The organism is Roseateles sp. (genome assembly GCF_052436255.1).
Lineage (GTDB): Bacteria > Pseudomonadota > Gammaproteobacteria > Burkholderiales > Burkholderiaceae_C > Pelomonas.
This window is the reverse complement of the sequence record NZ_JBQVNP010000009.1, coordinates 38742-54828: the sequence shown is the minus strand read 5'-3', so window position 1 is coordinate 54828 and position 16087 is coordinate 38742. Positions and strand designations below refer to the sequence as shown.

Below are 16087 nucleotides of genomic sequence, written 5' to 3'. Positions count from 1 at the left end.
GCTCAGCTCTTGTAGATGTCGGCCAGCGCCTGCTGCAGCTCGGCCTTGCTCAGGTCTTCCAGCGGCAACTGAAGGAGCTGCAGCATGCGGTAGCCGATGGCCTGGCGGGTCAGCTCGAAGGCGCGGCGCTTGCCTTCGTCGCCGCCCTCGGCGTTGGACGGGTCGGGATAGCCCCAATGCACCTTGACGGGCTGGCCCTGGCCACCGAAGAACACCGGGCATTGCTCGGCGGCGGCGCTGTCGCAGACCGTGATGACGATGGACAGCGGCGGCGCGCCGTCCTGGCTGAACTGGTCCCAGCTCTTGCTGTAGTAGCCGCTGGTGTCCACCCCGGCGTTCTGCAGCGCCTCGACGGCGAACGGGTTGATGCGACCGCTGGGGGCGCTGCCGGCGCTGTGAGCCTGCACGTCCTTGCCGAGTTTCTTGGCCCAGTGGTTGAGCATGCCCTCGCTGAGGACGCTGCGAGCGGAGTTGTGCGTGCAGAGGATGAGAACGTGGGTCGTCATGGGAGGGCTCAGCGGGTGCCGATCTGTTGAATCTCGTGCTGGATGGCCAGGGGCTCCAGCTTGGTGATGGGCAGCGCTAGCAGCAGCTCGATGCGGCGCTTGAGGGTGATCGCCACGTCGAGGAAGGCCTGCAGCTTCGCTGCCTCGGTTCCTTCCACATGGCCGGGGTCGGGCACGCCCCAGTGGGCCGTCATGGGTTGGCCGGGCCACACAGGGCAGACCTCGCCCGCTGCCGAATCGCAGACGGTGAACACGAAATCCATGATGGGCGTACCGGCCACCGCGAACTCGTCCCAGCTCTTGCTGCGAAAGCCCTCGGTCGGGATGTGCAGCGAAGCCAGTGTCTGCAGGGCCACCGGGTTGACCGTGCCGTTGGGATGGCTGCCGGCCGAATAGGCCTTGAAGCGCCGTTCGCCCAGGCTGTTCATCAGGCCCTCGGCCATGATGGAACGGGCCGAGTTGCCGGTGCAGATGAAGAGGACGTTGAAGGTGTTGTCGAGCATGGTGGTCTCAGTCAGCAGCCGCAGGAAGCTGAACTGCTCTCAACGGCGCACGCTTCGCCCTGGCAGCAGTTCTGGGTCAGGTAGGCGAGCAGCTCGTTCATCTGCGCGTAGTGGGCACGGTAGATCAGGTTGCGGCTGGCTCGTTCCTGTGTGACGAGGCCGGCGTTGACCAGCTCCTTCAGGTGGAACGACAGCGTGGCGGGCGCGATGCCGAGCGCCTCCTGGATGGCACCTGGCGTCAGGCCGGCTTCACCGACCACCACCAGGGCGCGGAACACCTGCAGCCGCAACGGCTGGGCCAGCGCGGCGAGGCCTTTGATGACTTCGATTTCTTCCATTATTCCATTTTGGTGGAATCATGGAATCAATGCAAGCCTTTTCGTGGACTTCGGGCGACCGAGGTGCTCGACAACCGAAGGCAGGCTGTCGCGAGGGCATCTGCACAGCCTCGCCGACGCGGTGCGCCCGCTTGTACAGAGCGGCAAAGCAGCCGCGGGAAGCTCAGTCGTGCGTTCCGACCACGAACAATGCGGTTGGACCGATTTCCGAGACCAATGCTCGCGCTGCGGTGCTGCGTTCAGCCAGACCCGGCCAATGGTTTGCGCTCGGATCAAGCCAACCCAAATCCTGCCGCGACTCGCCCGAGGATGTCATCAAGCTTGGCATTGATCTTCAGCGTCTTCGGGTCAGGTGGGGCATCGGCCGGAAATTCCGCGAGGAAGCGCCGAAGCGCCTCTTCTACGCGACCCGCGACGGTGACGGTTGCCCCTTCGCTGAGCAACTGCGACAGGCGCAAGATGTCCAGGCCATGCTTCCTGATGCTGTCTGAATCGATTTGCGCGCCTTGGCGACGTCGATCTGTCATGTCGACCCAGGCCGCAGCCTTGAGGGGTATCAGCCGTGTCTCGTTCACCCACACAAGGCCGTCGCGCACCGTGCGATCGTCGAGGATGAAGGCGTAGAACTCATCGTCAAGAAGGATGGCCGAGAGGCTTGAGAGATCCTCGTCCAACGGAATCGGGGTCAGGTGTCCTTCCGCGATCGGCCGCAAGGCGTCGGGCGCTCTTGCGAAGAGCTCGATCATCACAGGGAAGGACGCGTCGCTCGGCTTGATGAAGCGATAGAAGCTGCGCTTTCCCGTTTCGCTGGCCTGCTGGATCTCGTAGCCTCCACTTTTGATGAAGTCCCAGAATGCCCGGCCGAAGTCTGCTGTCAGGGCCTCAACGATGAGCACGACATCGAGATCCTTCGTGGCCCTGAACTTGAGCCCTTGATCTTGCATCGTGAGCGTTGCCGCAGTGCCCCCGATCAGAACGTACTGATCAGTCCAGTCTGCAAACGCTTTCGTGAAGGCGTCCAGGCCCTTGATCATTGGATCTGTCCTTCAAGTTCCCGTACTGCCAGCCGCACCCGCTCGTCGACAGAGTCTTTCAAGCTTGCGACCAGTGACAGTGGGTCGACGAGGTGGCCGTCATCCAGGCCTGGGCTGTAGCTCCACAGCTGCACTTCAACGGCGCCAGGTTCCGGGCGAGTGAGGATGAGGCCTTCGTTTGTGTCCGACCAGTGGTCACGATGAATGGCGTAGGTTTGATGCTCAGGCTCGCCAAGCATGGTTCGCTTGGCAAGCGCCATCTCGCCGGCCTCGCGGGCGAACGGGCTGATGTCCGACGGAAGCATGTGGAGCCACCGGCGCCTCAGCACCGGGCTCTTGACGTATGGCTTTGCAGCCTCCCAGATGGCTGCTGTTGTGTCTTGCTTGAAGCGCAGATGTACAGCGCGTCCGATTTTCTCGACCTTGGCGAGGCCCAGCGCAACGAGCTCGTTGGCGGCGCGGGACCCAGTCATCTTGGTGTAGCCCAGTTTCTCCACGGTCGGAGCAACGTGCCAACTAGACCTGCGTTCATTGGTCGACATCCGATCGATCAGGTGACTGAACAGCAGCGCTTGAGTAGCAGCCACCATGTGCGTCATCGAGCCGATCTCGGCTTGGCGCCGGAAGTGCTCGCGGAAGTCGATGCCCAGGTCCGGCAGGTACAGCTGATTGCCTGGCACCACAAAGGGCACCTTCTGCTCAACAAGGCGTCGACGATCTGAAGCGTCGACGGCTGGCGCCACGTAGAGAGCGAGACTGCCCTGCGCCCGGATCTTTCGAATGCGCAGGGCGACCTCCATAGGCGTCAGAGATGCCTGCTCCTTGAGGATGGCGAGCGTCACCAATTCGCCGAACAATTCAATCTCCATGAGGTCGAAGCTGTCGATGACGAAAAATGGCAACCCTGGCCCCGAGCGAGGTTTCAGCGCGCTCAAGCGCTGGCCGAGCGCTTCGAGCAAATACGCCTGTGTCTGGTGTGCGAGTTCGATGACGCCCATGGTCCGCGCCTGAGAAACATGAATGCGCATCGTAACATCACAAATGTTATGGTGCAAAATCAAGTTACCAAAAGGTGCGGGGAGGGGGCAAATCAGCGGCTAGCGCCGGGGCCGTTTCGACAGCTTCTTGAGCTCATCCAGGATCAACTGGACCGGCATGCCGAGGAGTTGTCGGTCAGCCGGCCGCCCTCGCGAAGCAGTCATCTGTTCGCACAGGGTAGCCCGAGCGCGATCGAAGTAGCGAGCAACCGAAGCAGCTGGGCAGAGGTCGGACTGGACGGCCAGCCCAGCTACCAACGCTCGCGCTCTCGTTCCTACCGCGCCTGGCACCGTCGACAGGTCATCCCCAGACGGTAGCTCAAGCCGATGCGCCACCCAGCGAGCCAGCAAGGCGAGTGCGCCATCAATATCCTGCGTAGCGGAGGCCGCCACAAGGGCCGCTGCCGGCCCACCAACTTCGCGGGCCAAACCGAAGCTCGCACCCGCAGAACCAGTGGCGATGGCCAAGCCATGGTTCAGCTCCCACTCCCGAAGATCCGACCTCGATGGTCGGTGCCGTATCAACCGGCGCATTGCTTCACGCGCCTCGAATACGGTCCCGTCGAACACGCGGAGCAGCGTCCGAGACTCGAATCCGTAAGCACGCCGCAGTCCCAGCGTCGTGCGCAAGGACGAGTTCACGTAGACCAGAGGCTTTGAGCACTGGCCCGTCGTGACAGGTCGCCACGCCAGCATCCGTATCTCGTACTTCAGCTCGGCGTCAGTCCTGACCTGATGCGTGCGATATCGGTCCGCAAACACTGGCCCTCTCACCCCTTGAAGCTCCCGCACCCATCGGGCCACGATGGTGGCGACCTCTCGAGCCACCTCTCGCGGACTGTCGCCAGGCTCAACTCGCGACAAGACGTGTATCTCCGTGGCCGTCAGCAGGTAGTACAGCAACGCCCTGCCCCGCTGTTGATGGGCATCCAGCAGTCGATCCGTGATCATCTCGACGAGCTTCGGGCTCGACACCAGGTCACGCCCGACCGCTGCCTTCCAGCAGAGGTGCCAGGTGGTCGCGGGGCCTCGATCTGAAACGGAGTTCTCCATGACTCCATGACGTTTCAGCCGCCAAAAACCTCAGCGCCGAAAACACAGCACCACACCAAGTGTTCGGTTCAGCAGCCGGAAATCACCCGAACTCACCTCGCTCCGCGCAGGGATACCGAGCCAGCCACCATCGCATCGGTCACATGACCCGCGCGACATGTGGCGATCCGAGACCGGACAGAAGCGTCTGCGCCGTCCATTTGCTAGCGGAACAACCGAACGGATGCAGCGATGAACGGCTATGCCGCGACCGCGCCTTGACGTCCCCTACGCCCGGTCACCCGAGCTGGCGGATCGCCGAACGCCGCAACTCATCGGCATCTCAAGTTGCCGGGCCACGCGACCAGCCTCAATCTTCCGATCGCCGGATGGCCAAGCGCTGACGGCACTTCTGACCTCAACGCAACTTCAAGGAGATCGTGATGAACGAAGCACCGCAACTGGAGATCGTGGACCTGGGCGACGCCAAGGAAGAAACCAAGGGTCAGCCCGACCTGCCGCGGGTTGAAGACAACCAGGTCGGGATCTACAAGCAGTTCTGATCCCCCGGCAGCAGAAACGGCGTGCGGCGACAAGCTGCACGCCTAGCAGGATCACCATGCCAACGACAACACCGATTCAGCCGGAATATCGCCTTGCCGATCATGTGCGCGCGTGCCACGTCGACGGACAGGTGATCCTGCTCGACCTCCAAAGAGACAAGTACATCGGCGCGGGTGGCCCCCTCATGGCCGCCCTGTCCGCAAGGATCGCCGGCTGGCCCGCCAAAGATCTCGACCAAGTCGAACCCGCGAGCAACGGGGTTGATCACTGGATTGGCCATCTGCGCGATCAGGCCCTGCTGGTTCCAGCGTCGTTGCCAGCACCCGCCCACGAAGCGCTCGCATCGCCGCGCAACAGCCTGTCCCACGGTGAGCATGTGCCATCGCCGGGCGTCCCGTGGCGCAGGTTCCTCGGCCTTGCCTATGCAGCGCTCCTCACAACGCACTGGCTCAAGCGACACAGCATGGCCACCATCGCTTGCAGCGTACGCGCTCTGCGTCCTGCGAGGGGGATGAAGACCGATGACGAGCAGGTAGGCGCGCTGAGAAGAGCCAGCGCCTGGTACCTGCGCATGCGCCCCGTGGTCATCACCTCGCACGACAAGTGCCTGCACGACTCTCTGACGCTGCTGCGTTTCCTGGCCGCAGAGAAGCTGTATGCCAGCTGGGTCGTCGGCGTGAGGACTCGACCCTTCGCCGCGCACTCTTGGGTGCAGTCAGGCGACCTTGTACTCAACGACACCCACGAGTACGTGCGGGGCTTCACGCCCATCCTGGTCGTGTGATCAGCGATGTTTCGCTACATCGCATTCAGTTGGGCACCCGCCAACGAAAGCCAGAACGCACTGGCCAGAAGGCTCACGGGAACCTTGATCGACGGAGGATGGCATCGCGCCTTCTCGTCGTCCGGATTCAGCGTCTACATGGTGGGTCACACAAGAGGCATCAACGGCGTCTACACGCTGCCATCTCACGCCGGCGTCGTGCTCGGACGGCTGTTTCGTCGAGCAGATCCTTCGCCCGCCCCCGGCGAGGACGTTGAACTGACCGATCAGGAAGGCGATGAGATCGTCCGGTCTGAGGGCCGCGCGTTGGTCGAGCAGTTCTGGGGGCGCTGGGTAGCTTTCATGCCTTCGTGGGCCGGCGAAGGCCGCGTGCTGCGCGATCCCACCGGAACCCTGCCATGCTTCCACCTCGAGCTCGACGGCTTGTCGATCGCGTTCTCATGGCTGGAGGATGTCTCTGCACTGCTGGAGCTACCGCCACCAGAGGTCAACTGGGATGCGATCGCAGCGGTCCTTGTGTACGGACGGCTCGGCGCACAAGAAACGGCGCTCAAGGGTGTAACGAACGTACTGCCTGGCGAGCTGACTTCCATGACGTCGCTACAGCGTGCGGCGACTCCCCTCTGGCGCGCCGTCGACATCGCACGTCATCCGATCGAACCGGAGCCCGCCCTGGCTGCCGAGTTGCTAAAGGAAGCAACGACCCAGAGCGTGCTCTCTTGGCTGTCCTGCTATGGAGACGTCGTGCTGCGACTGTCGGGCGGCGTGGACTCAGCCATCATCCTCGGCAGCTTCTACTGCGGGCCGCCCACGGCAGGCATTACCTGCCTCAACTACTTCTCGCCCGGTTCAGACAGCGATGAGCGAGCCTATGCACGGCTCGCCGCCACCCGCGTCGGGTGCACCTTGGTGGAACGACATCGTGACGTCGACTTCCACCTCGACCAGGTCGCAGACCCAGCCCTCACCCCAGTCCCGGGAAGCCACATCGGCCGGCTGGGGTCGGACCGCATGGACGCCGAGGTCACCAACGCTGCAGGCGCATCGGCGCTATTCACGGGCGCTGGCGGCGATCAGCTGTTTGAGGAGGTGCGGTGCACCTGGCCAGCCGCCGACTACCTCCAACTGCGGGGGCTCGATCGAGGCTTTCTAGGGGCAACGCTGGATGCTGCACGACTGGGTCATGTGTCCTTCTGGCAGACCCTGCGGGAGGCTTTCCAGTACCGCTTCACCAAGCGGAGCGCGCTGACCAACGCAGGACAGTACCTGGCGCTGATGCCTTCCGACATCGTCGCGAACGCACTCGGACAAGCCTCACGCTTTGTCCATCCCGGCCTGATGGAGGGATCAGATCTACCCATCGGGAAGCTGATGCAGCTGCGCGCGCTGATCTGCCCCTTCGACTACTACAACCCCTACGCTCCAGCGGCATCGCCGGAGCTCGTCCATCCGCTGATGTCGCAGCCCCTGCTTGAGCTCAGTCTGCGGCTGCCAACCTATGTGCTGACACGAGGCGGTCGTGGCCGGGCGCTGGCCAGAGATGCCTTCTCCGACCGAATCCCGCCGGAAATCGCCTCACGGCGCTCGAAGGGCGGCACCGAGGAGCACATCACAGCCGTCCTCCAGCGCAGTCTGCCGCTTGCCAGAAGCCTCCTCCTCGATGGCCAGCTGGTGCGACGAGGCCTGCTCGACCGCCAGCGCGTCGAGGCCTCGCTGGAGCGGCGTCCCACACAAGGTGATGCGTACGTGTCTGAGATCCACTCCTGCATCGCGATCGAGGCCTGGCTGCGCCGCGTTTCACGCGGCAGCCGCTCAACGCTCTTCTGACAGATGCACCCGCCATGCTGGGCCAGCACCGCATACGGCCTGCATTGCGCCTGCTTGCGGAGCTGACTGACCATCGCCTCCGCTTGCTGATCGTCGCCGCGATGCTCATCGTGTTCGCGGGCGGCGCCCTGACGGCCCTTGCTCCGCTCGCGCTGAAGCAGTTGGTTGATACAGCCGCACACACCAGTTCAACCGGTGACGGCTTCGACACGCTCTTGATGGCCGCGGGCGCAATCTATGTCGCGGCGCTAGGTACCGGCCGCATCCTAGGAGATGTCCGGCCGTGGCTCGTCAGCAAGATCGACCAGCCGCTGGTCGCAGCATTGCGTCACCGCTTCTTCGACCATGTGCTGCATTTGCCACTCGGTGGCCTGCTCAAACGACGCACGGGCGAGCTGATTCATAGCCTTGACCTCGCCTGCGCAGGCACGCAACTGATCCTGACGCATCTCATTCAAAGTGTCGCGCCGGTCGTCGTCGAGCTGGCGGTCATGCTGGTTGTGCTGGCAGGACTTGGACAACCCGCCCTGCTCGCGCTGTTCGGCGCGAGCGGGCTGCTGTACTTCGTGGTGTTCGCCATCGGCGCCAGACGGCTGAACAACCATGCCAGAGAAGTCACCGCGGCCAGCTTGGCGGTTCACGGCCAGCTCGCCGAGGGTATGGCCAGCGTTGAGGTCCTTCGCTGCTTTGGCGCCGAGAACGCCGCCCAGCGGTCACTGGCCGGCGCTGCCACCTCGCTTGTGGAGCGCTGGACGGCGTACTACCGGGTCAGCGCATTCACGGCCCTAGCTGCGACCGCTGTCTTCGCAGTCTCGATGGGTAGCTGCCTGTTCATCGCTACGAACGGCGTGAAGAGCGGGGCCTTGACCCTCGGAGACTTCGTTCTCAGCACCGTCTATCTGATCCAGATGGTGCGACCGGTTGAAGCCATCGGGTCCGCAGTTCGAGACCTGGTGCGTGCACTGGGCTTCTTGAGGCCAGCGTTGGATATCCTGCACGAGAGCCGGGAGTCTGAAGCTGAGCCCAAGACCGCAGCGCGGCCGCCAACCTCGCTGCTTCGCCCTCCAGCCATCCGCTTCGAAGGTTTGGCCTTCGGCTACGAGCCCGACAAGCCCGTGATCCATGACCTCAACCTGGCGATCAGCGCGGGCTCCACCGTTGCCCTGGTGGGCCCCAGCGGCTCAGGCAAGTCCTCACTGTTAAAGCTTTTGCTGCGCCTGTACGTGCCGCAACGAGGCCGCATCCTGCTAGACGGCATCCCCATCGACACCATGCCGCTTCGACAGCTGCGCACGCAGATGGCACTGGTGCCGCAGGACACCCCTCTCCTTCACATGTCGATCGCTGAGAACATCACCCTGGCCGCACCCGACCTGGCGCCCGGGACGATGGAGCGCGCCACCAGCGCCGCGCAGCTCGACGCCGTCATTGATTCACTGCCCGAGGGGTACCGAACGCTGGTCGGCGACAGGGGGCTCAAGCTTTCCGGTGGCGAGCGCCAGCGCGTGGCGATCGCACGCGCGCTGGTGCGCAAGCCCTCTGTGTTCCTGCTGGATGAGCCCACGTCAGCACTGGACGGCCGGACAGAGTCCGAAGTGTTGCTGGCTCTGCGCCGGGCCACTGAAGGCTGCACGACGCTGATCGTCGCTCACCACCTGTCGACAGTGATGCACGCCGACCAGATCGTCGTGATGGACCAGGGACGGATCTGCGAGCAAGGCACGCACGAGGATCTGCTGGCAAGGCAGGGACTCTACGCGCGGCTCTGGCGGTACCAGGCAGAGGGCGCTGCTGCGTAGCTCGGATCAACGATGTTGATTGAAGCCCCCGTGATTCGATGGCTCTGCATCATTGCCGAGGCAGAACACAGCGTTCTCCAGGTACGGCTTGACCTCCTTCTCCCAGTCAGCTTTCCGAGATGCGAGCGACAACAGTGCCGCGCTCGCATCGATGGGCCCCTGGAAGTCACCGTACTTTTGGTCCAGCCAAGCGATCCGCACGTCAGCCGCCTTGTGGGCCGATTTCACTTGACCAACGTACGTGTTGAAGCGGATCACCCTGCCGCGTGGGCAAGCTTCGGTTGCTTTGAAGACGCGCTCCACGTGCGCCGCAGAGAAGGAATCCTGGATCACATGCAGAAGCGACCCCAGCGCCATCTGGTTGAAGTGCTCGCCGGACCTCAGCAGGTACTTCGGCGCGAAGAGGTATGAAACCGACCATCCATTGAGGTGCCCGAAGAACTCACCGAAGCCTGGCACCTCCACTTGGCCCAGCGTTGATTCGGTGCCTATCGAGCCGATCGCGACCTTGTAGGTGAACTCCGCCCAGGTCAGGATGTTCTGCTGCGTAGTCCGAGGATCAACCTTGTCGCCGCTCGCCATGGCATGCAGGAACTGCAGATCGCCATAGTGACTCCGGTAGTTGATGTAGTAGGTCTTGTCGATCTTGGCCGATTTGCCGCGCAGGTTGCGCTTGTGTGTCGCTATGTGCTCGCCATCCAGCATCCACGCGGCCCATTCCGCTTGGCGCAGGGCGAACAGCAACTGGTTCGGATCGTCGTTCCACCACACGCCTCTAACGAGCGAATCATGCTTGTGCCCGCGATGATGGCCCGCTGGCACGGATGGCGACATGCCACAACGAACATCTTCCGGCTTCGATGCTTCATGACCGGCGGCGCAGGCGCGTGCACGCAAGGTCAGTTCCTCGTGCATTGGATCCGCCACCCATTTCCAGTGGGTCCTGTCGCCGTCCCATCGATACTTATCTTCGACGGGATTGAGCTCGTAGGCTTGCGCGCCCACGAAGAAGAAACCGATCGCACTGCCAACTACTGCGAGCCTCCAACGCCTCATATCGCTCCCCTAATCGTCTTGTCCGCGGGAGCGTATCAGCAAGCAGAACGGCACGCCCCTGCGCGCCGCTCTGCCGACACAAGGTAGTGGGCGCTACATAGCGCGGATCAGCCCACGCTCTTCAGCGGACACCGGGGACGCTTGTCGTCGGCCTGCTTCAAAGTCGCCATCTGATCCCAAGACTCATACTGCGCGCGCAACGATCCATCGGTTTCCGTGGCGAGCAACTCGCCATTGCGCTTCTCGCCCTTCAACCAGAACCGGAACCAGTCGACGTTCCCTTGCAGCGAAATCATGCGCTCGCTCGGCGTCGCTAGGCCGTGTGATCCATCAGGGATGAGGATCATGTCCGCAGGCTTGTACTGCCGCCGCAAGAGCGCGTAGATGTCCCAGTGGTTGTGCACGGCAGCTCCATACGTCTCGATGCGCAGCGCGGCCTTGATGCAGTCGGTGTTCAACGAGGGATCGGTCCTGACCCAGTTGTCCAGGTTCGGGCGAGCAGGGATGCCTCGGTTCACGGCCTCCTTATGACCCCACGTGTAATCGGTGAAGCTGTAGGTGATCGTGTACGAGAACAGTGTGTTGGAGTCCCCGTCAGCGATGGTCGCTGCGCGGATGGGCAGATCGGAGAAGGTGATGAGGTTCAGGAGCTTCTCGCCGCTCATGCTCCACCCGATGATCCCCACGCGGTCAGGGTCGACGCGCCCTTCCCTCACGAGCTGCTCGACAGCGCCACGGACACCTTCGTTGAACAGCCGACTCTGATCGGCGTCATCCTTGAAGGGCGTCTTCTTCGTGTGGACAGGCATGACCAACACCAGCACCCCTTCGCGAAGCAACGCCCGCCCCGGAAACGCGCTGGTTGCAGCTCGCTTTGCACCGTTGGATCCCGCGATGTAGAAGTTCTCCGGGAAGTAGTTGTATGCCTCGATGACCAGGGGCAAACGTTTGCCGGGCGTTGCGTCGCTCGGCGCCATGAGACCACCATGCCACTGCCGATCCTTGGCATCGCGCCAGGTGTAGGTCGAGACGGCTCCCCAGGTATTCGTATCGAAGTGCGGGTTGAGCGTCGTCAGCCGAACGGCCTGGCCAGCAGGCCCTTCCGCAAACACATCGGGCGGCTCATTGACGCTCTCGCGCACCTTCAAACGCCAAGCCGCCTTCGATGCCAGCGGGATCGAGGCGACCTCCCGCCACGCTCCGTCGCTGCGCTCAAACTGCCGCGGCCGGCCGCCCTCAACGACCTCGATCCTGTCGCCGAACCCGACGGCGCTGTCCAGCCGTTCGCTGAGCTTCGCCACGATCGACCATCGGCCGCTGTCGGGCCAGTACTCGACGACATGCGACGCCGACGACGCCTTGCTCCCTGCAGCGATCGGCAGATGGGTACCGGCCAACACCACGGACTTTCCTGAGGACAACCAGACCTTGTCGCGGCGGGACTGCAGCCCGCCGGGCAAGCAGTCGTCCGGCGCATCCAGGATGGTCTGCTCGCGCGCATCCTCCAAGCGCCAGGCCACCATCCGCCTGGCCGTGTACGCCATGGCGCCATTGAAGTAGCCGAGCGGGTCTCGCTTCAGCGCCGGGCCGAATTCCTGCGCGATCTCGCGGACGACGGGGTACTGGCGACTCCACGCCAACGTCCGTTCTCGCTCGTACCTTGGCAAGATGGCCCAACGGCCGTCAGGCGATATGTTGGCAGCGGGGAAGCCAGCGTTGGCCTGCAGGAAGGGCTCGCCCAGGGGGCGAGCCGGCTTGCCGGTCCCGACGTCCTCCACATAGAAGCGGTACTTCCGGTTCTGCTGGCGAACGTCCTGCTGGCCATAGAGGGCGGCGCGGAACCACTGGTTGCCGACGACGATGCTGCGCGAGCCGTCCTTCATGGGCGGGTTGGGAGCCTGCACGAGATACACCACGCGCTTCAGATCGCGCGAGGTGGCGAATGACTCGATCGGTGTCGCTGCGTTCGTCAGCTGCACGACCTTGCCCGTCGGCAGATCGAGGCTGTAAATCTGGTAGACGTGGTCCTTGATCTTGGCCCGGAACACCAGGGTCCGGTCGTCCGCCCACTGCGCCTGGGCGAGAGCCGGATAGCCGGATTCGTTGTCCTTCTTGGCATCGAACCCGAACACCACCTCCGGCGGCACAGGCCGGCGGTCTGCAAGTCGCGCGGGCGCGAGGTTCAGCATCACGATCTCGTATCGGTTGACGTCCGCCTTCACGTCGGCCTTGCGGGTGACGATGAAGCCGCGGCTGCCATCTGGAGAAGTCTGCTGGCGCAGCCCCTCGGCGTCGTGCGCGACGGGCCAGACGATGGTCTTGAACTCGACGACGTCCCGGACAGTCGGCCCGACCGCAGTCTGGGCGGTGACGGAAGTGAACGCAGCGGTGACGATGGAGGCAACGACTGCGAGAAGGTAGAGGCGCATAGTGAAACTACTTCTGGGCAAAGGCGCGGCCCACCTCCCCGCGCTTGGGCAGGGTGGCCGCGTTACGAATGGAGGAGGGAGGAGTCGGTCTGGCGGACTACCAGTCCAGCGTCAGACGCACGCTCGCGTAACGACCGCGCCAGTCGCCCTGGGTGACGTCGTAGAACGGCGCGCCCTGAGCAAACTGTGGCTCCCGGTCGGTCAGGTTTGCGACGCTGGCGCCGACCGAGGCGGTCCTGAACCCGGACAGCAGATCCGGCCAGAGCTTCTTGAGATCAACGCTGCCGCCCAAGTCGTGAATCCAGAAGTTGCCGAGACCGCGCTCGCTGGTGCCGATGTCCTTGTAGCCGCCAAGGTACCGGCTCGTCAGCCCCACGTTCCAGGCGCCTCGGTCCAGACCGAACGACAGTCGCCCTTTCCAGCACGGCGCCCAGAAGTCGCGGAACCTGCGATCGAACCGATTCACTATGGCCGCTCCGGGGGCCAGGACAACGTCGTACTCGCCGGTGCGGGTTGCGCCAATCGAGGCCGTCATCTTGCCGATCGACGTCTTCGCGACGTAGGCAATGTCGAGGTCGGTGCCGGATGTGTCCAACCGACCGAAGTTGACCTCAGTCGACTTGACGCTCGTGACGACACCGGGCTGGCCGTTCACCGAGGGGCTCCGCGCGACCAGCCCAGGGAACAGGTTCTCGTGATCCAACGCCGACTGGGTGGCGAGCACCGCAATCATGTCCCGGATGCGCATCTGCCAATGAGTGATGCTGAGACGCGTGCCGTGACCACCCTCGGGCTCCCAGACTGCGCCAATGCCCCTTGCCTGACCTCGCTCGGGCGCCAGGTCCGGATTCGCGGTGCGCACCACAGTGCCCGAGGTGATCGCCTGGCCACCTCGGGCCGGGTCAACCAGCCGGAAGATGGACGCCTGGTAGACGACGTCGTTGACGTGGGTCTGCAGGATCGTCGGCGGCTTGAAGGAGTTCGCCGCGGAAGCCCGGATCAGCAAGCTTCGCGTCGGCCGCAGTTCGAGCCCGCCTTGATAGGTGTTGGCCGAGCCGAAGTCGCTGTAGTGGTCACGACGCGCGGCAAGTGTCAGCGCGGCGAGGTTCCATCCGGCAGCACCTTCGCCGCCCCCGCGAAACAGCGGTGCACGAAGTTCACCGTAGGCCGCGGCGCTGCGGCGTGAGCCGTGGGTCTCGGACGTGCTGGACACGTCATAGGCGTCCCTCGAGGCCTCGGCACCAACGACGGACTCGACGGAACCTGCGGGCAGCCGCAGCAGCGATCCCCTGACCTGACCGGAGACCTGGTCCTTGCGCCCGACGCTGCGACGCCTGTTGTCGGACCAGATGCCACGCAAGACTTCGTCGCTGGCGACTCGCCCCGATGTAAACGGGTTGAGCGACGTGGCAGGGTTGGTAGAGGCCAGCGCAGCAGTCAACGCCGTGGCGTTGAAGGCCTCGTTCCAGCTCTGGGAGCCGCCGCGGTCGCTGGTGGTCGAAGCGGTCAACTCGGCATCCCAGCCGCCGCCAAGGTCACCACGGACGCCAACCAGCGCGCGCGTGAAGTTGGTCTGGCGGGACAGGCCCTCCGTCCCGTTCTCAGCACCGAGTGAGGCCGTGACCGTCACGTCGACGCCAAAAGGGTTGAACGGATTCGCCGCCGGCACCGATACGTTGCCAAGCCGAAGACCGAGGTCCCGCGCACTCATGCGATCTCGCGTGTAGGTGAGCTCCGTGAACGCGGACCAACTGCCGAACAGCTTGTGCTCGCCGAGCGCATGCAGCGCCAGCGTCTCGTAGCCGTGAAAGAGCGCCACCCCGCCGCCCGTCGTCCAGATGTTGCACAGGTTCTGGGTGCCCGCCGTCGCCTGGAAATCCGAGACCTTCAAGTGCTGGCCTGAAACGCTCTGCGGGATGCCGGCGACGTTGCTGTTCAACCCTGGAAGATTGCCCGCGACGCTGCTGACGGTGCCGGGCGCGCAGTAGTTCAGACGCTCGTCCGCACCACCGAATCGGCGGTAGTCCGCATCCTTGAAGAAATCACGTTCCTTCATGCTCAGCGGCGAAGAGCGGCTGTACGAACCCATGATCAGGAATTCGCCGTCGGCGCTTCGTCCGCCTGTCGCCACTGACACGCTACCGTCGCTGTACCCGCTGCCAGACCCGAAGCGCATGCTCAGCGATGGCCCGCTGACGGACTGCTTCAGGATCACATTCACTACGCCTGCCAGCGCGTCGCCACCGTAGACGGCCGACGAGCCCAGGGGCACGACCTCGACGCGCTCGATCGCCGCCATCGGGATGAGGTTCAGGTTGAACACGCTGCCGGTGAAGGATCCGACACCCTGCACCTTCCTGCCATTGACAAGCACCAGCGTTGATCCCAGCGGCAGGCCGCGCAGCTGAACAGTCCCCTGCCCCAGCGTCGTACCGAATCCGCCTTCGCCCGTGGATGCCGACACCTCGGTCAGCGATGCCAGGAAGCGCTGCAGGTTGGGCTGCCCGCTCCGGTGAAGATCCTCGCGGGTGTAGACGTTCACCGGCGCTGGCCCCTCGGCATCGATTCGCTTCAGCCGGGATCCAGTGACTTCCACGCGGGTCAGCTCCTGCAACCCGCGCACCTCACCCGCCGGCAGCGCGCCAGTCACGTCGACAGCCGCACCGGCTGCGGTGCGTTGCCCAGCGTTGCCGGGTTGCCCGCCTTGGGTGTCCGGCGGCGTCGAACTTGGCGCACTCCCCGCAGGCAGCACTGCCGCAGGTGGCGCCGGCTTCACCACCACCGCACCGTTGGGCATGAGTTCGGCAGTCATGCCGCTGCCCTGCAGCGCCGCCTTGATGGCTTCGATCGGAGAGAGCCGACCCGACACGCGCCTGGTCACACGGCCAGCGACAGTCTCCGGCTCGAACAAGACCGAAGTGTTGGTCTGCCGCCCGATGGCTTGCAGACCCTGCGCCATGCCTTGAGAAGGCTGCTCGATGGCATAGCGGGCGGCTCGGGGCGGTTCGGCGGCGAAAGCCGAGCTGAAGCCCAGGAGGATCGAAAGGCAAGTGCCAAGTGGCAGCGCGCCGTGGCGACTGAGCAGTCGGCTTGGTTTGAAGCGTCTCATCTGATGTCCTTGTTGTGTTGAGGGGCCACAACAAGATGACGTTTCAGTCGAGTAACCAGCGGCCGGGAC

General features: G+C 64.0%; 12 protein-coding genes. 4 read left to right on the top strand and 8 right to left on the bottom strand.

All coding sequences use genetic code 11. The annotated features are described in order from the left end of the window. Positions 1-2: 2 nt before the first annotated feature. From ACT6S0_RS04095 to ACT6S0_RS04075, 5 genes are all read right to left on the bottom strand, one after another. Positions 3-506: an arsenate reductase ArsC gene (locus tag ACT6S0_RS04095; protein ID WP_310332860.1), complete on the bottom strand. Its 504-nt coding sequence runs from the start codon at positions 504-506 to the stop codon at positions 3-5. 8 nt (positions 507-514) lie between these two features. Next, complete coding sequence (locus tag ACT6S0_RS04090; protein WP_310332859.1) at positions 515-1009, bottom strand: arsenate reductase ArsC; 495 nt, start codon at positions 1007-1009, stop codon at positions 515-517. Between the two features lie 11 nt (positions 1010-1020). Further along, a complete protein-coding gene (locus ACT6S0_RS04085; protein WP_310332858.1) occupies positions 1021-1347 on the bottom strand; it encodes an ArsR/SmtB family transcription factor in 327 nt (108 codons plus the stop codon). A gap of 272 nt (positions 1348-1619) precedes the next feature. Continuing rightward, entirely contained in the window at positions 1620-2381 is a 762-nt protein-coding gene (locus ACT6S0_RS04080) for a hypothetical protein (protein WP_310332857.1), read from the bottom strand. Beyond that, positions 2378-3379 (bottom strand): hypothetical protein, encoded by a 1002-nt coding sequence (locus ACT6S0_RS04075; protein WP_310332856.1) that lies wholly within the window; start codon positions 3377-3379, stop codon positions 2378-2380. The genes ACT6S0_RS04080 and ACT6S0_RS04075 overlap by 4 nt, the downstream gene beginning before the upstream one ends. A gap of 1514 nt (positions 3380-4893) precedes the next feature. On the opposite strand from ACT6S0_RS04075, the gene ACT6S0_RS04070 reads away from it, so the two are divergent. From ACT6S0_RS04070 to ACT6S0_RS04055, 4 genes are all read left to right on the top strand, one after another. Then, positions 4894-5013 (top strand): rubrivinodin family lasso peptide, encoded by a 120-nt coding sequence (locus ACT6S0_RS04070; RefSeq protein WP_310332855.1) that lies wholly within the window; start codon positions 4894-4896, stop codon positions 5011-5013. A 56-nt stretch (positions 5014-5069) separates the two neighbouring features. Next, a complete protein-coding gene (locus tag ACT6S0_RS04065) occupies positions 5070-5798 on the top strand; it encodes a lasso peptide biosynthesis B2 protein (protein ID WP_310332854.1) in 729 nt (242 codons plus the stop codon). 6 nt (positions 5799-5804) lie between these two features. Continuing rightward, on the top strand, positions 5805-7625 hold the full coding sequence (locus ACT6S0_RS04060; RefSeq protein WP_444762638.1) for an asparagine synthase-related protein: 1821 nt from the start codon (positions 5805-5807) through the stop codon (positions 7623-7625). Positions 7626-7708: 83 nt separating this feature from the next. Next, positions 7709-9424: an ABC transporter ATP-binding protein gene (locus ACT6S0_RS04055; protein WP_444762637.1), complete on the top strand. Its 1716-nt coding sequence runs from the start codon at positions 7709-7711 to the stop codon at positions 9422-9424. A 6-nt stretch (positions 9425-9430) separates the two neighbouring features. On the opposite strand, the gene ACT6S0_RS04050 is transcribed toward ACT6S0_RS04055, so the two are convergent. The 3 genes from ACT6S0_RS04050 to ACT6S0_RS04040 all read right to left on the bottom strand — a co-directional run bounded on the left by ACT6S0_RS04050 (position 9431) and on the right by ACT6S0_RS04040 (position 16018). Continuing rightward, positions 9431-10339 carry a hypothetical protein gene (locus tag ACT6S0_RS04050; RefSeq protein ID WP_444762636.1) on the bottom strand — a complete coding sequence of 303 codons (909 nt, stop codon included), beginning with the start codon at positions 10337-10339 and terminating at the stop codon, positions 9431-9433. 248 nt (positions 10340-10587) lie between these two features. Beyond that, entirely contained in the window at positions 10588-12909 is a 2322-nt protein-coding gene (locus ACT6S0_RS04045; RefSeq protein WP_444762635.1) for a prolyl oligopeptidase family serine peptidase, read from the bottom strand. A 97-nt stretch (positions 12910-13006) separates the two neighbouring features. Further along, positions 13007-16018, bottom strand: coding sequence for a TonB-dependent receptor domain-containing protein (locus ACT6S0_RS04040; protein WP_444762634.1), 3012 nt, complete (start codon positions 16016-16018; stop codon positions 13007-13009). Between the last annotated feature and the right edge of the window lie 69 nt (positions 16019-16087).